At 41.6% G+C, this 23711-nt stretch carries 15 protein-coding genes; all 15 read right to left on the reverse strand.

The annotated features are described in order from the left end of the window. Positions 1–104: 104 nt before the first annotated feature. Positions 105–1520, reverse strand: a complete 1416-nt coding sequence (locus CDO33_RS11105) for an extracellular solute-binding protein (protein WP_103080061.1) — start codon at positions 1518–1520, stop codon at positions 105–107. Between the two features lie 179 nt (positions 1521–1699). Continuing rightward, a complete protein-coding gene (locus CDO33_RS11110) occupies positions 1700–3499 on the reverse strand; it encodes a sensor histidine kinase (RefSeq protein WP_103080062.1) in 1800 nt (599 codons plus the stop codon). Between the two features lie 5 nt (positions 3500–3504). Then, complete coding sequence (locus CDO33_RS11115) at positions 3505–5076, reverse strand: response regulator (RefSeq protein WP_103080063.1); 1572 nt, start codon at positions 5074–5076, stop codon at positions 3505–3507. Between the two features lie 384 nt (positions 5077–5460). Further along, positions 5461–8991: a pyruvate:ferredoxin (flavodoxin) oxidoreductase gene (gene nifJ / locus CDO33_RS11120; protein WP_103080064.1), complete on the reverse strand. Its 3531-nt coding sequence runs from the start codon at positions 8989–8991 to the stop codon at positions 5461–5463. 293 nt (positions 8992–9284) lie between these two features. Next, positions 9285–11177: a peptidoglycan D,D-transpeptidase FtsI family protein gene (locus tag CDO33_RS11125; RefSeq protein ID WP_242973326.1), complete on the reverse strand. Its 1893-nt coding sequence runs from the start codon at positions 11175–11177 to the stop codon at positions 9285–9287. A gap of 90 nt (positions 11178–11267) precedes the next feature. Further along, a complete protein-coding gene (locus tag CDO33_RS11130; protein ID WP_242973325.1) occupies positions 11268–11450 on the reverse strand; it encodes an aspartyl-phosphate phosphatase Spo0E family protein in 183 nt (60 codons plus the stop codon). Between the two features lie 524 nt (positions 11451–11974). Continuing rightward, positions 11975–12982 (reverse strand): electron transfer flavoprotein subunit alpha/FixB family protein, encoded by a 1008-nt coding sequence (locus CDO33_RS11135; RefSeq protein WP_103080066.1) that lies wholly within the window; start codon positions 12980–12982, stop codon positions 11975–11977. Between the two features lie 15 nt (positions 12983–12997). Continuing rightward, positions 12998–13786 (reverse strand): electron transfer flavoprotein subunit beta/FixA family protein, encoded by a 789-nt coding sequence (locus CDO33_RS11140; RefSeq protein WP_103080067.1) that lies wholly within the window; start codon positions 13784–13786, stop codon positions 12998–13000. Positions 13787–13999: 213 nt separating this feature from the next. After that, positions 14000–14800, reverse strand: a complete 801-nt coding sequence (locus CDO33_RS11145) for a methylenetetrahydrofolate reductase (protein WP_103080068.1) — start codon at positions 14798–14800, stop codon at positions 14000–14002. 310 nt (positions 14801–15110) lie between these two features. After that, complete coding sequence (locus CDO33_RS11150; protein WP_103080069.1) at positions 15111–16175, reverse strand: cellulase family glycosylhydrolase; 1065 nt, start codon at positions 16173–16175, stop codon at positions 15111–15113. A 12-nt stretch (positions 16176–16187) separates the two neighbouring features. Beyond that, positions 16188–18200: a GH39 family glycosyl hydrolase gene (locus tag CDO33_RS11155; RefSeq protein ID WP_103080070.1), complete on the reverse strand. Its 2013-nt coding sequence runs from the start codon at positions 18198–18200 to the stop codon at positions 16188–16190. Between the two features lie 6 nt (positions 18201–18206). Further along, entirely contained in the window at positions 18207–19085 is an 879-nt protein-coding gene (locus CDO33_RS11160; RefSeq protein ID WP_103080071.1) for a carbohydrate ABC transporter permease, read from the reverse strand. Between the two features lie 12 nt (positions 19086–19097). Further along, positions 19098–19958 (reverse strand): ABC transporter permease, encoded by an 861-nt coding sequence (locus CDO33_RS11165; RefSeq protein ID WP_103080148.1) that lies wholly within the window; start codon positions 19956–19958, stop codon positions 19098–19100. Positions 19959–20108: 150 nt separating this feature from the next. Further along, entirely contained in the window at positions 20109–21860 is a 1752-nt protein-coding gene (locus tag CDO33_RS11170; RefSeq protein WP_161496426.1) for an extracellular solute-binding protein, read from the reverse strand. Between the two features lie 239 nt (positions 21861–22099). Beyond that, the gene (locus CDO33_RS11175) at positions 22100–23710 is read right to left on the reverse strand and encodes a response regulator transcription factor (RefSeq protein WP_103080073.1); all 1611 of its coding nucleotides are present in this window, start codon (positions 23708–23710) and stop codon (positions 22100–22102) included. Position 23711 lies beyond the last annotated feature (1 nt).

Below are 23711 nucleotides of genomic sequence, written 5' to 3' on the forward strand. Positions count from 1 at the left end.
TATCTCCTCCAATCGAATTTTCGTAAATCAAGCAACAGAGTTTTTTTAAATCCTTGATATACATGAATTTTCCATGTATATCAAGGATTTATCTACCATCTCACTTATTTGTCTCTACGACCTTTGACCTCGGCATTCAACTGGCTGATTGCACCACGAATTGCATCAGCATATGAAGATTCGCCTGCCCACACAGGATCCAATGCCGGAGTAAGAACGTCGTTGATTTTACTGAAATTCACAACCCAACTTGTTGTCGGAGGTTCTGCTGTGCCATCGAGCATCGGCAAGCAGATGCTTTCATAATAATTTGCCGGATGCTTGTCAGTTATCATTTCCTTAAGATATTCTTCAGTGTATCCGCTCTTAACGGATGGCAGCCATAAGCCGCTCTTTTCCAAAGCGCTTACAGCGCCAGGTGAGCACATATATTTAAAGAATTCCCAGGCAGCTTCTTTCTTAGGAGTATCCAGAATGCTTAAGCAACCCGCAGTCATTACAGTTTTTGCCTTACTACCGATTTTGGGCAAAACTGCAACATTATATTCCACTCCATCCGCCATAAGGTCGCTGTTGGTCCATTGTCCGTTAATAGACATGGCTACCTTGTTGGTTGCAATACTTTCGGAAAGGCCTGGCATTGTCTGACTGGCAATAGGAGTTGGAGATACATGATGTACCCATATGAGGTCTGCCATCTTCTGCATTGCATTAATCGCTTCCGGAGAATCCATTCCTGTTGCTGTACCATCGGCATTCAGGTAGTCACCGCCGGAAGATAATACCAAAGGCATATAAATGGCCCACCATTTTCCGAAAGTTACACCATACGTATCTATGTTTTCAGGGTCAAAACCAGGGTCCAATGCGTTCTTTCCATTCTTGTCAATGGTCAGTTTTTTTGCATTTTCTACAAAGGTATCCCAATCCCAGGCATTCTCATATTTTGCCGGTGGTTCTTCCACCCCATACTTTTTGAACAATGCCGGGTTGTAGAACAAGCATATGTTTTGCGGGCCGATACCATAACCAGCCATGAAGTTGGGATCCCTCATGTACTTCAGGTTATCAATCAAATCGCTTCCATCAAACTCAGGGTCATTTTTTATCAAGTCCAGAATATTCACAAGTTTACCTTCTTCAGCAAGGGGATAAAGCAAAGTGTCCGAGTTCAGAATTGAAATTTCAGGGGCGTCGTTGGCAGCGATCATCGCAGTGATCTTTGTGTCATATTCGCTTGGAATGTTCAGATTGGTTACTTTGATGTTCGGGTTTTCTTTCATAAAAGCGTTGATAGCCGCTTCATAAGCATCCAGAGTAGCTCCGCCATCCCAGTTGCTGAAGCGGATTTCCACTGTCTTATCTGATGATGTAGCGCCACTTGTTGTACCTCCACTTTTTGAATCGCCACTTTGGGCCGTATTACCAGTCTTGTCCGCAGAAGTGTCCGTGGAGGATGAACATGCTGCTGTTGAGAATAGCATTACAATTACCATTAGAACAGCAAACATTCTTTTCATTTTTATTCTCCTTTCCGAATAATCTTCATTGATTTTCGGTATTACAGCGCTGTATACCTTTTTCCTTAAGTTCAATATATCACACAGAAACAACCGAAATATATAGAATAAATCTCATATTCTATAACAAATCAAAGTAGTTGTATGATAAACCAAAACAATATCATACTCCTGTTCATTTATAGTTCGCAGGGAATGGTCAAGTAAAAGGAAGTGCCCTTACCCAATGTGGATTCTACATGTACATGATATCTTTCGCCATATATTAAGGTTAACCTGCGGTGAACGTTGGAAATTCCAATTCCCTTGTCCTGGGAAGCCCGGAATACACTATTTTCAATATCTTCTTGCGTCATACCCTTCCCGTTGTCCGAAATTATGAAGTTCAGTGTATCCTCCTTTTTTTCTAGCGAAATATGGATGACACCACCTTCTGTAAGTTCTGCAAACCCATGAATTATTGAATTTTCCACCAAAGGCTGCAGGAAAAACTTTGGTACTTTATAAATAAGCAGCTCATCAGGTATGTCAATTTGCATTGTAAATTTCCCCGTAAAGCGAGCGGACATAATGCGCGAATAATTCTGTATCCATCGCAGTTCATCGGACAGCAATATTTTCTCCTCCGTATTTTTAAAAGTATAATGCAGCATTTCCGAAAGGCTCACAATCAAATCGGATATTTTTTCGTTGCCGTCTTGAATAGCCAGCATATTTATGGTATTTAGCGTATTATAGAGAAAATGGGGATTAATCTGCAGGCTTAAAGCCATAATCTGAGTATCCTTTTCCCGCAGGGATATTATATAGTTCTTCTCTATCAAATTCATGATTTCAGTTTCCATGTAGTTAAAGGTTTCGGCCAATGTTTTAAAATCCCCTCCCTTTGGAACAGGCGTATCGGCAGTGAATTCACCTTTGGCTATACGGCGTGCAGAACGAACCAGAACCGCAATAGGTTTTGTAATCGTATTTGAAAGCAAGACAGCTATGATGACGGAAGTGATTAAAATTACTATAATCATCTTCTTCAATAGATCTATAATTTCATTTCGCATATCTTCCATCAAAGCTCTCATAGGAACCATCATAACCATCGTCCAGCCTGTGCTGGTTATAGTATCATAGCATAGCAATGTGTCTTCATCAAGAAAATTGATGTTTACATAGCCTGAACTTCCTAAAAAATTACATACTTCAGGAGGGGACATTGAAGCAATGGAAAATCGATTACTGTTTGAAGAAATAACTATTCCATCTTCATCCATAATGAAAGTTTCGATGCCGTTATGATCATACATCTGCCGCAGTGCTTTCTCTGTCATAAATACCATGAGGACAGGCGGCTCCACATCCTCCGGCAGAGTATACCGGATGCCGTTTTTTGAGTACTGAAAATTCATTGAGCGGATCATTGTAATAGGATAGCGGTAATCATAATTTTCCTTGGTCATAAGAAATTTTGAATCAAAGCGTTTTCCAAAGTCATATCCTCCAATCCATTTCACGGCTCCTCCGGACTCAGAGGAAATTCCAAGAAAACCTGATTTTCTCACTTGTTCCGTGCCTAAAATAATCTGGGTACTATTCTGTCCGAAAATCCATCCGGGTGAATAAAGTATCGTCTGGTAAACCTTATCAATCAAAGAAAACTGTTTGCCCAGTTCCTCTTCTACAACACGCTCAGCCATCATGATTTCACTGGTACTCATTTGGTTAATAGTTGAAAAAACATCATAGCATCTTTGATTGCTCAACAGGATGTGGGACGCGTCTTCTATGCGGTTAAGCTCAGCTTCAATAAGTTCATTGCTCCGCTGAACAATCGAATAAACATTTTTTGAAGTGCTTTCCGCCATATCTTCAATATAAAAAGAAAAAAGTCTGTAGGCAACAGAAAATGACAACATCACCATGCAAAGCACTAAAACAATTATCAGCTTTGAGCGTATTGTCAAGGAACTAATCAATTTGAGCATTTTTTCTACCACCTCCTGTACTTTCTTCTGTATTGCTGGGGTGATATACCATTTTCCCGGCGGAAAACACGGTTAAAATAACTGCAGTCACTGAAACCTACACGCAGGGAGATGTCCTTTATCCTGTCATTGGTTTTTGAAAGCAAGCTGCACGCTTTCTGCATGCGTAGAGAAAGCAGATAGGAAGAATAGGAAAGACCTGTTCTTTTTTTTATCAAAGCAGAAAGATAGTTGGGATTGAAATGAAAACGGTCTGCTATCTCTTTCAGGGAAAGCTCTTCATTCAGATGCTGCTCTATATAAGCAATGCAGGAATCAATAAGGTCGGTGCTTTGTGCTTTGGAAATGTGGCTTTTCAAATGCACACACAACAGTAAAAGCTCCTCAGATATGGAAAACAACTCATCGAAAGAATTGCATCTGCTGTATTTCATATAGGCGCTGTTTTGCAGATCTTCAAACTCACGGTAAAGCACCGAACCTTCAAAGCTATTTATAATGGAAACAACAAAAGAGGAAACCCGATTTCTCACTTTTCCAGGATAATACGGAGGATCGTGCATCAATTGCTCCTTCATTCTCCTGATTTCATTGCATGCAGCTTTTGAATCGCATTTATGCACTGCATCACGTATTTGCTGTTCAATACGGCTTAATGAGGGGAGGGCCAGCTCCAGGGAAGTGCACAGCTTTTCGTAGAGAAGTACTCTACCCTGAGAATAATAAAAACGGTAGGAAAGCGCTTCATAAGCTTGAGAATATGCTTCCGACGCCTTTTCCAGCAAGCAGGATGCATTCAGGGAAATACCGGCATAAAGCTCAAGCTTAAGGTCTTCACGGATCTCTACAATAAAATTCTCCAACTTATGCCGTATGGTATCGGGTGATTGGTTCGGTATTATAAGTATGGCTTCATTAATCGGCTTTGCATCGTAAACAAGAATCGATTTCGTATTAATCTTTCCAATCAACGCTTCAAGAGTCTCATATGAAATATCTGCGTTTCTGCTTCCCGGGGCTTCCCAGTAAAGACATGCTACTACACCATGATTGCAAAGGCGATCCGCACAACGCAGCTTAGCTCTTTCCTGTTCGGAGAGCCGTCCTTCAAGCAGGCTTTGTAAAAGCTTGCTATCTTCCTGTTTTTGCAGAACCTCCGATAATCTGTAATAATCACTCAAGAGAAGATCCTTTGCCTTTTCTGCTTCCCTTCCTCTGGCAACTTTATTAATAGTTTCACGAAGATCCGAAACACGGAAAGGTTTGACTATATACTCCACAGCCTGGTACTCAATTGCTTTTTGCGCATATTCAAAGTCCTTATATGCGCTTATCATTACAAATTTTGTTTGTGGGAACTCACTGGATGCTATCCTGAGCAGTTCTATACCATCCATAATAGGCATACGGATATCACACATTATCAGCTCAGCCGGCTTTTGACGGAGAATCTCCAATGCCTCCAGTCCATTCTTTGCAATAAGCACTTCGGTTTCCGGACATATTTGGGATACTATGGTCTTCATACCTTCCAAATGAGCAGTTTCATCATCTGCTATTATAATACGTTCAAACACAGAATACCCCCTTCAGCATTTTTATTACTATAGGCGATTCTCCTGGACTGTTAAATCTGAAGCTTTTCCGCTTTATATATTAGCCTTGCATGAGTAATAAAGAACGATTTTCCATTAGATCATCAGTAACTTACTTGGTTATTAAGCATATGTTTTATGTTTGTACAAAATAATATCACAGATTCAACCAAAATAGGAGTCTTTTCAACAAATATTTTAGATATGCATAATAAAATAGGAGGGAAAATATTTATCTTCCCTCCTACCCTATTTAAGACTTATAACAATATAACAACATTTTTATCAGCAGAATTTAGCTTCAATATCCATCTCCCGGCAGGAGATCTCTCTTTAGCCTATACTGCCTCAATGCCTTCAGGAAAGTTATTCAGCTGAAACTGAAAGCTTCTTGTAAGTCTCATACCTTTCCTTTGCATGCTTTTCAGCAGCTTCGAACAATCTTTCTGCCCTATCAGGGAAAGATCTGGTGAGAGAAGAATACCTTACCTCTCCCATCAGGAAGTCTCTGAAGGATGCAGTAGGCTCTTTAGAATCCAATATGAAAGGATTCTTTCCTTCCTCTTTAAGCAGAGGATTGTACCTGTAAAGGTGCCAGTAACCTGCTTCAACAGCTCTCTTAGCTTCGAGCTGGCTGCAGCCCATACCTACCTTCAAGCCATGGTTGATACATGGAGCATAAGCAATGATCAGGGATGGTCCCGGATATTTCTCAGCTTCAACCAAAGCCTTTATAAGCTGGTTCTGGTTTGCGCCCATAGCTACCTGAGCTACGTACACATATCCATAGGACATAGCGATCATGCCGAGGTCCTTCTTCTTGACAGCCTTACCTGAAGCAGCAAACTGAGCTACAGCACCGGTAGGAGTAGCTTTTGATGACTGTCCTCCGGTATTGGAATATACCTCTGTATCAAATACAAGGATATTCACATCCTCGCCGGATGCCAGCACATGGTCCAAACCACCGAAACCGATATCGTAAGCCCAACCGTCTCCACCGAGGATCCACTGGGACTTCTTCACAAGGAATTCCTTGTTTTCAACTATTTCCTTGAATATAGCTTTTGCTCTTTCATTGCTGCCATTATAAGCTTCTATCGCAGCCAGCAACTCAACAGAAGCCTTCTTGGAAGCATTAGCATCAAACATGCCTGCAACCCAAGCTTTCAGAGCAGCTTTTATTGCATCCGGAATATCCAGCTCTGCAGCTTCATTGCAGAGATCTGCAAGCTTGCTTCTGATTTGCTTCACGGCAAGATACATTCCATATCCATATTCAGCGTTATCTTCGAACAATGAGTTACCCCATGCCGGACCATAACCCTTGTGATTTGTTGTATATGGTGTTGAAGGAGCACTGCCGCCCCAGATGGATGAACATCCGGTAGCATTGGCGATCATCATTCTGTCACCAAACAACTGGGTTATGAGCTTAGCGTAAGGAGTTTCGCCACAGCCTGCACATGCCCCGGAGAACTCCAGCAATGGCTGTTCAAACTGGCTTCCCTTGACAGTTTCAGGGCTCAATGGATTCTCTTTGGGTGAAAGCTTCATAGCATATTCCCAATTTTCAACCTGTTCCATCTGAGTATCCAAAGGCTTCATAATCAGAGCCTTTTCCTTGGAAGGACAAACCTGAGCGCAGTTGCCGCATCCAGTACAATCAAGAGGTGATACCTGAATACGGAAGCTGTAGCTTTCAAGGCCTTTTCCTATCGCCTTCTTGCTGGTGAAGCCCTGAGGAGCATTCTTTGCCTCTTCCTCATTTATAAGGAATGGTCTGATGGCTGCATGAGGACATACATAGGAGCACTGGTTACACTGTATACACTTGTCTATCTGCCATTCAGGCACTTCAACGGCAATACCCCTCTTCTCATATTTGGAAGTTCCCTGCGGGAATGTACCGTCTTCCATTCCTACAAAAGCGCTGACAGGCAGTTTATCGCCTTCCTGTCTGTTCATGGGCTCCAGTATGTTCTTTATGAAGTCCGGAACATCCTTTTCTGGCTTGGGTTCATCTTCCGCATTTGCCCAATGAGCAGGGATATCAATCTTCTTCAGAGCTTCAATACCCTTGTCCACTGCGAGATAGTTCATGTTGACTACCTTGTCGCCCTTCTTGCCATAAGTAGCTTTTATAGCTTCCTTCATATATTTAACCGCATCTTCAAGAGGTATGATGTTGGCAAGCTTGAAGAAGGCAGCCTGGCATACCATGTTGATTCTTCCACCGAGGCCGATTTCTCTTGCTATATCCACAGCATCTATTGTATAGAAATTTATATTGTGCTTTGCTATGTACCTCTTCATCTTAGCCGGCAGTCTCTTGTCCAGCTCTTCAGCAGACCAGCTGCAGTTGAGCAGGAATGTGCCGCCGTCTTTGAGGTCTGAAACCATATCGTAGTTGTCTACATAGGATGGATTGTGGCAAGCGACAAAGTCAGCCTTCTTAATGAGATATGTTGACCTTATCGGCTTCTTTCCAAACCTCAAGTGAGAAACCGTAATACCTCCGGATTTCTTAGAGTCGTAGGAGAAATAAGCCTGAGCATACATGTCGGTATGGTCACCAATTATCTTGATGGCATTCTTGTTTGCACCGACAGTACCATCAGAACCGAGACCCCAGAACTTGCAGCTGATTGTTCCTTCGGGAACGGTATCTATTTCCTCACCTACAGGCAGGGACAGATGTGTAACATCGTCAACTATTCCTATAGTGAAGTGATTCTTTGGATTATCGGATTTCAGATTGTCATATACGGCTACTATCTGTGCAGGGGTAGTATCCTTAGAACCAAGGCCATAACGACCTGCAACGATAACAGGTTTTTCAGCCGCATCAAAGTATACCGTGCAAACATCCTGATACAAAGGTTCTCCGATTGCACCAGGTTCTTTTGTCCTGTCAAGAACAGCTATCTTCTTAACAGTAGATGGCATTGCCTGGAGGAAATGCTTTACTGAGAACGGTCTGTAGAGATGTACCTTAACTACGCCGACCTTTTCTCCCCTAGCCATTAAGTAATCTATAGTTTCCTCTATAGTATCGCAAACTGAACCCATTGCAATTATTACTCTGTCAGCATCAGGAGCACCGTAATAATTAAACAGGCCATAGTTTCTTCCTGTTATTTTATTGATTTCATTCATATAATATTCTACAATTTCCGGCACTGCATTGTAGAATCTGTTGGATGATTCACGAGCCTGGAAGAAAATATCCGGGTTTTGTGCTGTACCTCTAAGTACAGGATGCTCAGGATTCAAAGCTCTCTTCCTGAAAGCTTTTACTGCATCCATGTCCACCAATTTTGCAAAATCCTCATAGTCTATAACTTCTATCTTCTGAACCTCGTGGGATGTCCTGAATCCATCAAAGAAATGGAGGAAAGGAACTCTGCCCTTAATTGCGCTTAAGTGTGCAACTCCACCCAGATCCATTACTTCCTGAACGTTAGAAGATGCCAGCAGGGCAAAACCGGTTTGACGGCATGCCATAACGTCGGAATGGTCACCGAAAATAGAAAGTGCGTGGCTTGCTACAGCACGGGCACTTACATGGAATACGCCCGGAAGGAGCTCACCTGCTATTTTATACATATTTGGTATCATCAGCAAAAGACCTTGCGATGCAGTAAATGTAGTTGTCAAAGCTCCTGCAGCCAGTGAACCGTGCACTGTTCCTGCTGCGCCAGCTTCGGACTGCATTTCTACTACGCTAACTTCCTGTCCAAATATGTTCTTTCTACCGTTAGCCGACCATTCATCCACATGCTCTGCCATCGGAGATGAAGGAGTAATAGGATAAATACCTGCGACATCGGTAAATGCATATGCGACATGAGCGGCAGCTGTATTACCGTCCATTGTCTTCATGACCTTACTCATATATCTTCCCCCTAAATTATAAGATTTTATGTGATATAATTGCATATTGTATACATTGATAATTATATCACAAACTTGACTATTTTTGAATATAGATATTTATTCGCTATGCCGTATGGTAAATTATTGAAGGCATAGTCAAATACATATTCAGATAAAATTCTACCCCATATGGACTCTTTTTACAACTCTTTTTTACCAATTGCTTCTTGCTTTTTTTGACCGGTTGCAGGTACATCCTTATTCAAAACACCGCTCATATTTTATGCTAAGAGGATGTGAAATTTGACAAATCAATCGTTTTTTTCAGTCTGCTGACTTTCTTTCTCTTGCTTCTCTTCTTTTGTCTGCTGATTTTCTTTTGCCTGCTGCTCTTCTTTCGCCTGCTGCTCTTCTTTCGCCATCTCCTCTAAATCCTTCTCCGTATACCTTCTTTCCACACCAAGGTAATCCAAGGTTTGCTCAATTATCTTTCCTGCTACTGGTCCGGCTACAGTACCGCCACCAAAGGAATCTCCTCTGGGATCAAACAATGCGATGAGAACTGTCACCACCGGATTGTCCGCAGGGGCGAAAGCAGCAAAGGATGCTACATAAACACCAGTTTCCGTTGTCTCGGCCGTTCCTGTTTTACCTGCGACCCTGTAGCCTCTCACATAGGCATTTTTTCCTGTTCCCTCAGTCACTGTTCCTTCCAGGATTTCCTTCAATGTCTTGGATGTTTGCTCCGAAATCACATTTCTTATTACTTCCGGCTCGAATTTTTTGATTACGTTTCCTTCAGAGTCGGTAAGCTCTTTTACCAGCCGGGGCTTCATGAGCTTTCCTCCGTTAGCAACGGCATTATACGCCGATATTATCTGCATGGGAGTGATGTTAAACCTTTGTCCGAAGGAAGCGGCAGCCATATCTATCTCCTTGGGTTCACGCTGGAATATTCCCTTTTCCTCCCCCGGCAATTCTATATTGGTCCTGTCGTAAAAGCCAAAAGCCCGAACATACTTGTAAAATTTCTCTATTCCAAGATTCTGAGCAACCCTTACAAAAACCGAGTTGGGAGATTCATATAAACCTTCTCTTAAGGTAGTCTTTCCTTTATATTTATAACCGTCATAAGATTCGATAGTCCAACCGCTTATACTTATGGGCGAGTCATCTATAACATCATCCGGCTTTGATGTTCCTTCCTCCAGAACAGCTGCTGCCGTTATTACCTTAAAAGTGGAGCCAGGCTCATAAGTGTTGGATATGACTTTATTTCTCCATACTTTGCTGTTCAGTAAATCCACATCTTCCTGAGTGTATCCTTTCCATGTCTCCGGGTTGATACCAGGCAGATCCGGTGCTTCATAGGGATTGTTCAGATTAAAATCAGGCTTTGACACCATCGCCAGTACATCGCCATTCCTGGGATCCATGACAACAGCTATGCCTCCCCCTACTGCATTGTAACCTTCTATCGCTTCTTCCAGCGCCTCCTCGGCAAAAAACTGTATTCTCTCATCAATTGTAAGCACCACATTGTAGCCATCCTTCGCTTCTATGGCTTCATCGGAGGAAAACAACAGCGTCCTGCCGCTGGCATCCACATCGCTAAATATCTTTCCCGGAGTGCCCTTCAAATACTCTTCCATGGATTTTTCAATGCCCTGCAGTCCCTCCCCATCCATATTTGTAAAGCCTATCACATGGGATGCAAGGTTGTTATTGGGATAATAACGTTTTGTGTCATCCACCAGATATATTCCTTCTATGTCCTTTTCTTTAATGAAGTTTAAAATTTTCTCTGCTATTTCATTGTCAGCTTTCCGCTTTATTATTTCAAAGTAAGTATCCCTCTTTAGTTTTTCAATCACATCATCGTATTTTACGCCAAGAATGCTCTCCATGGTTTCAGCGATTAATTTCAGGTTTTCTTCGGATTTATCCATTATTTTCGGATTAGCAACAATAGTCTTTACAGGAGCATCTATCGCGAGGGTATTGCCGTTTCGATCATATATTTTGCCCCTCTCCGGGCTGATGACCTGAGTGTCACTTTTCTGTGCAAAAGCTTTTTTTGCCAGTTCCGACCCTTCCAAAAGCTGGAGATATGCTACTCTTACCACCAATACTACAAATAAAAAAGAAAAGAGCAACAGTAAGAACAACAACCTCTTTTTCATTTTTAAATCCAGCTTTGACAATATAAACACTCCCATCATAAGTATAAAACGGTTTCTATAATCTTTGAATCTTCTCCTAATTCTTCATGTTCCCTATAAATTTTATCACAGTTATTTGCAAAGGTAATACCTGTTTATAATCTCATCAAGCTTTCTGCTGGCTTCTAAAACTTCACTGTCGCAATTGTTTTCTTTTACCAGTATTAAATCTTCCAGTTCCCCTCTTAACTTTTGTATCTCATTATCGGTCTCGCATTTAATAACCATTATATCGTCTTTTGTTCCTGATTGCATAGAAAAACTCCTTTAATCTTATGTATTTTGATTTCATTTTCATATATAATTGTGAATTTGCTATGAAAAGATAATGAAGAATAATATATTCTTTGATACAGCAGTTGGAATTGTCGCCAAACAGCTCAAAGGAAATCAAATATTAGCTGTGCTGCGGCATAAATCCAATTTACAAGCCTTCCATATTTTCTGCCCTTGCCACATCACTTCCCCCCAAAGACTAAATACCCGATAAACCTATCGGTATGCTCTACTTTGAGTTTTACATTTTCTATACTTTTTAAGCTTACAAAATGTATTTTATATTTCCTATCGGAAAATCGTTCAATAAAATGAATTTAATTTTGCCTTTAATTTAATATTTTAAATAAACTCAAGGTAAATTATTCTTCATATGTAATCTATTAGTATGATAAATTAAACATACTACTCTTTTTCACACGAAAAAAGCCCACTTTCGGAGCATATAACGAAAGGGGCTTTTTCTTATATTAAAATCTAATGGATAATCTTTACTGCAACAGTTAAAGGTTATCGATGATTTCAGGAATAATTTCAAACAAATCACCCACAACTGCAATATCTGCAATCTGCATCATCGGCGTATCCGAATTTTTGTCAATAGCTATTATCGTTTCACAGGACTGCATCCCCACCAGGTGCTGGATCTGTCCTGAAATTCCACAGGCTATATAGACTTTTGTCTGGACGGTCTGTCCCGTCTGCCCCACCTGGTGAGCATAGGGAATCCATCCAGCATCAACTGCCGCGCGGCTTGCTCCTACGGCACCACCCACTTTTGCGGCAAATTTCCTTAAAAGCTCAAATCCTTCCGGTCCCTTCACTCCCCTGCCACCGGAAATTATTATCCGGGCATCCCCAAGGTTTACAGTAGCCTCATCGGTGTGGAACACCTCGATTATTCTTTTAATTTTTGCAGCATCAGCTTCTTCAACATTTTCCCGGATTATTTCACCGGTTCTGCTCATATCCGGCTCAAGAGCTTTCATTACTCTAGGACGGACTGTTGCCATTTGCGGGCGATGAGTGGAGCACCGTATGGTAGCCATGATGTTTCCGCCAAAGGCAGGCCTTGTCTGCAAGAGATCCCCGCTGTCAGCATCTATATCCAGGCCGGTGCAATCAGCTGTCAGCCCGCAGTTGGTCATTCCTGCAATACGAGGTATAAGAGCTCTGCCCCTTGCAGTGGCAGCTCCCAGCAATATCTCCGGCTTGTATTTGTCTATCAGCCTTACCATGACCCGGGCCTCAATCTCATCTACAAAGCCATAAAGCCTCGCATCGTCAACCACAATCACCTTATCCGCTCCATATGCTATGAGCCCCTGGGCCTGATCGCCAATGCCATGAGCCATTACCACAACCCAGACCTGGGATTTTCTAGCATCTGCCAGAGACCTGGCTGCTCCTATAAGCTCAAAGGTAACAGGCTGGATTTTTCCCGAAAGCAGTTCGGCTAATACCCATACATTGGAGAATTTTTCTTTTTCATTGCTATTGGATAATCTCATATCTTTTTCCTCCAATTACAATATGCTGCGAATTCTGAGTTCCTGCACCAACTGTTTTGCACAATCCTCGGGCGAACCTTCAATTCTTTTTGCCACGGTATTACGCGGCGGAGGTGGTGCTGTTTTTACAACCCTGGTCGACGAACCATCCAAACCAATTTTATCCATATCCACTCCGATATCGGAAGGTTTCCATACAGGTATCTCTATCTTCTGAGAAGCCAAACGGCCTTTCAACGTAGGCACCCGAGGCGTGTTGATATCCTTCAGTACTGTAATAACCGCAGGAAAATCCAATTGACATATATCATACCCGTCTTCATGCATCCTTTTTACCTTTATACCCTTTGAATCCGCATCCTCAACCTTCATGACATAAGTCGCCTGAACCCAATCCAGATGAGCTGCTATTTCCGGACCCACCTGGGCGGTATCCCCGTCAATTGCCTGCTTGCCGCATATGACCAGATCGACATCCCCTATTTTTTCAATTGCTTTAGCCAGAACATAGCTTGTCGCCCATGTATCAGAGCCGCCAAAAGCTTTGTCGCTCAGGAGGATTGCTCTATCGGCACCAACGGATATGGCCTCCCTCAAACTGGACATAGCCTTCTCAGGTCCCATTGAAATAACTATTACTTCACCGCCAAACTTTTCCTTAAGCCTTACTCCCTCTTCAACAGCATAGGTATCAAAAGGATTTAAAATAGCCTTCGAGCCTTCCCGGATTATTCTTTTGGTCTCCGGATCGATCTTGGCTTCATTGGTAGCAGGTACCTGCTTTACGCATACTACTATCTTCATAAAAGTCCTCCTTGCATAATGCCGCTGCAATATTTTCACAATCACCCAAATGCATTAATCCTATTGGAAACATCTATCTTCTTAATAAAAACTTAAATTAATTGCCGTACCAGCTAATTTGTGATAGCATTGCCCAAAATCAGCTGAATCGTAAAGCCTGTTTATTGCCTGACTCTTGAATGTTTCACCGTCACCTGCTTTGCTGATTTTAAATCAAAGCCATGTATTCTCCAAAAGATGATATTGCGTCTTGAATCCCAATAGCGCCAAGTATACACCGCATCCAGGGTAGAGCTTATGCAGCATTTTCAACGTTTCTATAGGATCATACTCCGTATCCTGTGGAATCTCATATCCCACCGCATCTGAGAGAAGGTAAAGCTTTTTGCTCATCCATGCCTCAACGATCACCGGTATATCCGGATGCTTTTCCAAAAGCTCATCCACCATCTTATTCTTTTCGATGATGGGCTGAGTCACTATAAAAGACGCTCCTGCCTTCAACTTCCTTTCCAGCTTCTCAAACTCATGCTCCGGCGGCTCATAGGGATTGAAGGCCACACCCAGGACAAAAGTATCAGGATACTGTTCTTTGATGTATTTTAACAGTTCCACAGAAGTAACCGACTCCACAACTCCTTCCACTCCGATATCGGAAGGGCGCAGCTTTGGCAGGCGCTCCGAGCCGTCGCCGCTTATTACCAGCAGATATTTAATGCCCAGAGATTTGCATGTATCAAGAATTTTGTGCAGGTCCTCTTTGGTATGGAATGTGTTCAGATGAATCATCACCTGTTCGGGCCGGACCTCAAGACCCAGCTCTTCAATCATCTCAGTACCCTGAAAAGAAAGGTGCCCCATTGCGTTATCCGTAATACAGGCACAATAACCACTCTCCAAAACTCTGTTATATTTGTTGGCAAAAAGCTCAAGATCAGCCTCCAGCTTTTCGGTGTCCTGCTTTGGAGGTAAAATTTCCACATGGTATATCTTGTTTTTGATATGATGTTGCATGGGTCAAAACCACCTTTCAAAAATGTTCTTAATTTCTTGGACCTCACAAGAAGAATATTATTTCGTCTTGATTATATGGTATCGAAAATATCATTTCAATAAATACAGCCAAACATCATAAAAGAATGCCAAAAAACAATATTAGTTACCAAAACAAAAAAGCAGACGGTGCATATGCACTATCTGCTCTTTTGATTGTGAATATTAAGATGATTATGAGTTCATGACAAGGATTGGCATTTATCTCCATAGACTGGTTTTGTTATGGGGGTGATACCGAAAAAACTTCTCTTTCCCTGTAAAAATTCATTCATCTGTCAAGGGTCAGCTTTTTAAATATATCAATTTCCTTCTGATCATAAGGAGATAAATCCGCATGGAAAAGGTCATGCTGCCATTTGCTCAAATCAAGCCCCGGTATGTTTCTTATGCTTTCCCACGGCTCGTAGGTTTGAGTTTTTCCGGCCACCAGGCCCCAGTTATAACAGCCGATCTTCTCCCTTTTGAAAAGGGGCAAATGAGTTTCAACATTATTGCCAAAGGGTCGATGCAGCCATTCGGTGATAATCATTGGCCTGTTATATTTTTTTAATTGTTCAATTACCTTTACAGAATTGTCATAATCCCCGTAAAAGTGATATGTAATGACGTCGGAAAGCTCCAAAGCCCTTTTTTCAATCTCCATTATATCATTATTAAAATTCAGCTTTCCGTCGGGGAAAGACCATGCATCGGCTGTCAAAGGCTGTATGGGATTTATCGAACGAATCAGTTCAAACACAGCTTCCATCTTTTTCATGCTTTTTGAACCGCGGTTTGAGTTTCCAGGCTCATTTAATATATCCCATACAATAATTCGTTGGTCGTCCTTGAATTTGCTCACGATATCCCTTACATACTCCAATATATTTTCCTCTTCTTCCTCCACATCCATAACCTGATAGCCTATGGGAGGCTCCTCATTAAATTTTGCCGGTGGGAAACCTCCGTGATAGCCAGGAGTGGGATCCGGCTGCCTGCCAAAAGTTGCCTTGCCATAGTGCTCCTTAGGGCCGCAGCAATCATCAAAAAATACAGCCATCATGGTTATTCCATATTTCTGCGCCATATCCAGGAATGTTTCAATTCTTTCAAGAAACCCCTTGCGCTGATACTTCCACACCTGGAAAGGAAAGAACATCCGGACGCTGTTCATTCCGGTATCTGCTGCCAGCTTAAGCTCCCTGTTCATCGTTTCAAGCTTTTTATCAAATTCATATTCCTGCCAGATTTCAAGATAGCTTATGCAGTCGCTGGGAATATAGTTGCAGCCGACTATCCATTTTTTTGAATTATACCAATCCCACGCTTTTTCACAGCTCCATTTTTCTCTCATATACTATCCTCCTCATTTCTTATTGATATGAAATTCTGCGCATGTTTCAGGACCCGTATTTTCCATTTCGAAAGTTACAATGGCCCTTTGGCTGGATGCATTATCCGGAATATACTCACTAATGTTCACATCAAATTCTTTAAAGTCCTCGACAACGACTATTTTATCCACTTTCTTTTTAGTGCCCCACCTCAGGGTTTTTTCCCTGTTTGCAAAATTTTCCGGGCAAAATGCAACAGAGTATGTGTAATCCTTTCCGTCAAAGAAATCTATTCTGACACCCAGATAGGCATTTTCATTGCTAAAATTAAGATTGCCATAAGTTTTGGTGGATACATGCATGATTTCCGGCAACTCTTTAAAGGTTACACCTGCCACAGAATAGGCCGATACATTCTCTCCCATCCCCAGGTCGATTCTCCATGATTTTCGGTCGATAAAGGAATAGTTATTTTTGTCCCTGTCTTCAAAGTAGTAATGCAGCCTGATATCTTCAGGAAAATCAACATATCTGCTCTTTGGATCAAAATCCTTAATTCCTTTATCTCCCACTAAGGTTATATAAACGGTAGCGCCAGGTTCTATTACGGTGTCAGGTATTTTGCCGTCATGCATATCCCAGCTCTCGCATATTTCCAGGTCTTCCTTTGCACCGTTAAAAAAGCTGGCATTATTCTTGTCTATCCGGTACAGTCTGCCCTCCTCCGGCTTGAAGGGAAGCCCTTCGAGAGTGGTTTTCAGATTATAGGTTTCAATGCCGGTATTATACAAAAGGATGGCTGCTTTGTTATCTTCATAAGATACCATTCCGTCGATTGCAGGGTTGGATGTTTGAAGCTCCGCCCTTGCCACCGGCATATCCGCATAAATTTTAAAGGCATTGTAAATAGCTTTTTTTGTCCCATCCCTATAAATTATTCCATAGGCATCGCCCACCACGGTTGACTCCAAAAACTGAGCCCAGGATACCACGGTTATGTCCGGAGCTGCCAACATCTCATTGAGCATTTTGAATACATGGGGGGCAACCTCATAAAAATTGTTAATGCTGTCTTCACCCGGCAGCCATCCATTGACATAGGCTATTTCATTCAAATGTATCTCGGTTGTTTTAAATTCATCGTATTTGCTCAATGCCTGCTTTACAATCCTATACTTCTGGTCATATCCTCCATTCAGCCAGTAATGATGATATGAGAAGAAATCCAACGGCAGCTTTTCCTTGACGACCATATCAAGAAAAGCATTTGTATTCTGTACATTCTCCGGTGACGCCAACGCCGGTCCGCCTATAACTGCATCAGGATCTCCGGCCTTTATAGCCAGGCTGCCTATTCTATAGAGCTCCATGTATTCTGCAAAGGTTCCCGCATAGAACACATTTTCCAGGTCAGGCTCATTATATATTTCATGATATCCTATCCTGATTCCGGCTTCCCTAAAATGCCTTGCGAAATCCTCCAGGATCTTCCCATATTTATCCAGGTCAGTGGGTCCTCTGCGATGGTCCCCTGAATCCTGCAAAGGCTTTGGTATATATGTCCAAGAATAGTAAGGCAGAACCTTCAGGTCATTGAACATTTTGGACAGGTAATCAATCTTCTCGAAATCATAGGTTATATTATCCTTGGTTCCTCCAACTACATCACATAATGCAAAATCTTTCGCACCTATGCCCGTATCTATGCGCAATGAATCACAATATAAATCTTCAATAGCTTTAAAATCCCTGTCATAATTTTTTATTGGCACCAGTCCGCTATTGAACATGGAGAATTTCTTAACTAACGGAGGGCCGACCCTCTTGCTGAAATCCGCAGCTACCACTACATCCTTAACTTTGACTTCTTCCATAATTATATCTTCTTCAGTCTGATTGTCGGCAGTTGTGGTGCTTTCATCAGCAGGCGCAAGGGTAGCTGAGTCCGACGATGGCTTTGAATTATCCCCCGTGCTTTGGCATCCAAATAGCGGAAGGCAGATGATCGCTCCCAGCAAAAGATATATTAAGACCTTTTTCTTCATTCCATTTCATCCTTTCACACTACCTAAAACCAGGCCTTTAGTAAAATATTTCTGAAAAAACGGATAGGTCACCAGAACAGGAAATGAGCCGAGGAATATCTGCGCAGCCTTATAGGTTTTATCACCAAGAACTGAGAGTTTTTGTATTTCCTCAGGGGTTAACTTATTAAAATCTATACTGATGACAGCAGTCTGCAAATAGGTCATAACGGGATACTTATTGGGATCGTTTAAATATATAAGCCCGTCAAACCAACTATTCCAATGACCTAATATTGCGTAAACGCAAATTGTGGCCAGCGCCGGCAGAGATAAAGGTATGTATATGGTAAATAATATTCTCCATTGGCTGGCCCCGTCTATCAATGCAGCCTCCTCCATCTCATTGGGCAGCCCGCGAAAGAAGTTCAGCATCAAAAGGATATAAAATATGGGAACCGCCCCCGGCAGGATCAATGCCCATATGCTGTTCATCAGTTTCAAGTCTTTTACCAGTATAAAAGTAGGTATCAATCCGCCGCCAAATATCATGGGTATAAAGAAAATCCAGGCATAAAACGTTCTTTGCTTGAATCTGGATGTTTCCTTTGATAAGGGATAGGCTGCCAGCACAGTAAACAGCAGATTTACTGCCAAGCCAAGCACCACCCTTATTAGTGAATTGTACATGCCTTTCCAAAAAAGTTTATTTTCGAGGATATATTCATAGCCGACCAAAGTAAACTTTTTAGGCCAGAAAGTTACTTTTCCGCTTGTCACCATCTCATTTGCGCTTAGGGATATCGCAAAAATGTGTATCAGTGGAGCAAGACATATAATTGCTACCGATATAAGAAATATTGTGTTTATAAAGTAAAATACTCGTTCACCCCTTGTTGCTCTCATCTGCTCTCCTCCTTAGAAAATTCGATAATCCGCCACTTTATATGCCAGGTAATAGGATGTGGAAATCAACACCAACGAAACAAGGGATTTGAAAAGCCCGATTGCAGTTGAAAGGCTGTAATTGGCATCCAGTAGACCTACTCTATATATTAAGGTATCAAGAATGTCTCCGGATCGGTATACCTGCGGACTATACAGATTAAATACCTGGTCGAAATTTCCATTCAATATGCTGCCGATGTTCAAAAGGGACAGCAAGATTATTATAGGCAGCAAACCCGGTATGGTTATGTGCCATATCTGCCTCCACTTGTTTGCGCCATCCACAATTGCCGATTCATACAAACTAGGGTCTATTGACACTATTGCAGCTAAATATACTATTGTTCCGAATCCAAACTCTTTCCATACTTCCGTTCCGATCAGAACAGCTGGAAACCATTTGTTGCTTCCCAAAAAGAATATTGGCTCAAAGCCCAGCGCTTTAATAAGCTTATTGATAATTCCGTAGGACGGCGAAAAAATATCCACAAAAACCCCTGCCAGTATGATCCATGATAAGAAATGGGGAAGGTAAACTGCAGTCTGAATTGTTCTCTTTAGCTTATTATTGCGGAGTTCGTTGAGCAGTATCGCAAAAATAATGGAAGTCAACATGCCTAAAAATAATTTCATAAAGGATATGAAAATCGTATTGCGCAGCGCTATATAAAAATCTTGCATTTTGAAAATGTAAGTTAAATTCTTAAGACCTACCCAAGTCTGCTCCCCAAACATTCCTCGGGCCGGTATGAATTTTTGAAATGCTATTTTCACGCCATACATGGGAATATAGTTAAAAATCACCAGCATAATGACGCAAGGCAACAACATAAGGTGAAATGGTAAATTGCGTTTGAAATCCCTCAATTTTGCGTTCAAGATTTTATCCCTCCAGCCTGTCTACACAAAGCGAATGCGATTGAACCGGGTGATGAATTGTTGTGGTTTACCACCCGGTTCAATCCAAGTGTAAACTGATGCTTATTTATTCTTGCTGTACCAATCGTTGAGCTCTTTGGTTATCTGTTCTCCGCCCAATGACTTCCACTGTTCAACATAGTTGTCGAATTCGTCAATACTTGCATCACCTACGATGATTCTGGTAATGATCTCCAGTTCCATTTTGTCCAGCGTAGCCTGATTTTCAATCATAGTCGGCGATACATACTTACCCAACCTGTCATACTGGAGCATACCTGCGTCATTCAGTTCTATAGCTTTCAGGAAATTCTTTCCCGACATAACCCAACCATGGGCTGCGGCGGCAAGACCCAAGTCTTCTTCTCCATTGATATTTTTCATCTTACGTCCATCTTTTAAGAAGTTGCTGACATCTGTGTACTGCTGGATGTTTAAATAGTTTTTATTAACCTCTGTAGTATCCCCTGTTTCAATAGCTTTAAAGGTATTGATCCATCTTTGAATGTTACCGTGTACAGTTTCAGGAAGCCACAAACCGTCTCCGCACACATCCCAAAGCTCTTTCCACTCTTCATACGTCTTTGCAAACCTGCCTTCGCCTTGCGGTCCCAAGCCCATCAGGTGAATGTAATTGTTTATCTTTACCGGTGCTTCAGGATATTTACACTCAGAACTTACAACCAGGAAGCTGTTGGTATTGTTATAAACTATAGGCTTGGTCGGGCCTTTGGGTCCATCAGGCAATTGATAAATAGTCCACTCACAATTTTCATTATTCTTAAATGCGGAAGGTACGGCATCTCCTATGAAGCTAGCCCACTGAACACCGAAGAACATACCCAATTGCTCTTTTGCAACCGATTGTGAAGCTTTATCTTCATCTTTTACTGTAAACTCCTTGTCAATCAAACCTTCTTTATAATACTTGTTGAGCCTGAGCAGCGCTTCCTTCATCTCAGGCATTATGCCGCCATACTGAAGATTTCCGTTGGCATCCTCCACCCATGCTCTCGGATAGGCTCCGAACATATTGCAAAAACTGGTGATTTCGTATCCATTTGTGAAAAGGTTCTTGTTCAATCCTATCCCTAAAGTATCCTTCTCCCCGTTCTTATTGGGGTCCTGATCACGGAAGGCATACATTATTTTTTCCATGTCATCTATGGTTTTAGGCTCAGGCAAACCCAATTCTTTTCTCCAGTCCTCACGCACATACAGCACATGCATGCTTTCAAGGATAGGAACAACAGCCGGTATACCATAGAGCTTTCCATCTATTGTGGCAATATCAAAACTTGATGTTCCCCCTGCGGTCATTGCTGCCTTAACTTGATCTGTTGCATATGCATCCCATACCGCTTTTAAATCTTGTATTTGTCCGGCTTCCGCCATCTGATAAAGCTGGCGCAAATTTACCTGCATGACATCCGCAAGGTCATTGCTGGCCAGCATGAGGTTCACTTTTTGTTCATACTGGTCTCCGATAACCATCCATTTGTATTTCAGCTTTATGCCCAACTGTTTTTCATACTCTTGAATCCAAACATTATCAGTATAGTTGGCTTCCGTTGAGCCTGCCGGAATACCTCTGATGGCTGTAAGTTCTATGGCGGGTGTATATTTACCGAATTGGTCGACTGGTTCACTTTCCTGGTTTGATGTTGTTTGCGCAGTAGTGGCGGGTGAGGTATCTTCACTTGTGCTCTGAACGTTGCTTTCCCCAGATGATTTATTGCCCTGACAGCCTACCACAGACAAGATCATAGAAAATACCACAAAGATAGCTAAGAGCGTGCTTAACCCTTTTTTCATTAATATTACCTCCCTGATTTCACTGCTAGATAGTGTCATCTCATTTTAAAGGCTGCTTTACATAAAAATATGATGTTGAAAGGATGCCGGCAAACTAACATCATAATCTGATTATATCCCTGCACCTATAGGTGTTCAATATAACGTTGTTGTCACAAATGCATCGCAAAATAGCTCAATCTTGCCAGCTATTACAGCATGAAAAAGATATAAGTAGATATCTTGCCAAACATGAATCATTAATTTCGATAGTCATTTGGTGTTCTACCCAATAGACGCTTAAAGGATTTGATAAAATAAGGCACGGATTCATAGCCAACCATCTTGGCGATATCTCCAACTTTCATATTGGTTTCGCAAAGCAATTCCTGTGCCTTTTTTAGTCTTTTAGCCAGTATATAATCGCTGAAATTCTCTCCTGTTACTTTTTTAAACAGCTTTGAGAAGTATGTCGGGCTGTAGTTAACCATCGAAGAGATTGCAGTAAGGGACAAATCCCCGGATAGGTTGTTGTCTATATATTCTTCTACCTGTTTTATCATATCTGTCACAGCATTGTTATACTCAATGGACTGGGCGAAAAGGGTTTCTGTGATTTGCTTGTACGTCAAAATCAGATTTTCGCCGGATATGTTTGAAATATCCACGCTAAAGAGCACAGAGCAGATCTCCTTGTAAACATCAAAAGGCGCGGCTATCGCCTCAAGACATTTTATGTAAATCGCACTGATTTTATAATGAAAGCCGACAAGATCGACATTCCCCAATATTTTATCGAGCTTGTCAATTGCCTTGAAAACTCTTTCACGATCATTGCAAAGCAACGAATGCTCTATTTCCTGGAGGAATTGCTTGTACTGTTCTTCAGAAGATATCTCGTCCTGAAGTTCAAAGCTGTTCTCTGCTATCAATATCGATTCATTGAGGTTATGATGTCTGTGAATTGCCCTCTTAATGGCAAAAAATTTATATTGCAGTTCATCCCAACTGCATTGATTGTCTGCAATGACAAAAGAAACATCGGATTTTAATATTTTCGAGCAGGAGTCCTGAATGATGTCCAGCAAGGAAAGAACATATTGGAAGCTGTCTCCCTGATATATATCCATCATATCCTCCCTTGCCTTTTGTATAAACCATAAGACAAAACCTCCGTCCATGTTTACACAATAATGCTTGTGAGTATGCTTCAGATGCTCGCTTAACACACTGTCTACAGCCAGTACGGACAGGTTGTTGTCGGATTGTCCTAATTGACAGTCTCTTCCCTTATCCTCCTTTATGACTGCTCCCAGGAGGATTACAGGATTTTCTGCATTCAGCTCTATGCTATATTGATTTAGCTTTTTATTTATTGCTTGCTGGTCTGTAATTTTTCCATTTATAACGTCCATAAAAAACTCTTTACGAAGCATCGGCAAAGCAAGCTGGATATTTTTTTGCATGCGCAGAAAAACTTCATCCGCCCTGATTGAAGATTCGATCTTTTCTATTGCTTTATTGACGGCTTTAGCCAATACATCGAAATGCTCATTCTTAAGAACATAATCGACAAAAGATGCCTGACGTATGGCATTTTGGGCAAAGTGAACCTCCTCGTTTCCTGTAAGGAAGATTACATTGCATTTGGGCCATATCTGGCATATTTTCTTTTGAAGGGTATAACCGTCCATTCGCGGCATGGTGATATCCGTTATGAGAATATCCACTCTGTTATGCGCCTTCTGCAAAGCTTCTGAAGGGGTGTAAGCCTTTTGAATATTTAACATATTGGCATATTTATCGCTGAGGTATTCAAAATAACTGTCTGTTATTATTGGCTCATCATCAACAATCAGCAGATTATACATA

Origin of the sequence: Clostridium thermosuccinogenes, from assembly GCF_002896855.1 — a bacterium.
In the GTDB taxonomy this organism is placed as follows: Bacteria; Bacillota; Clostridia; order Acetivibrionales; family DSM-5807; genus Pseudoclostridium; species Pseudoclostridium thermosuccinogenes.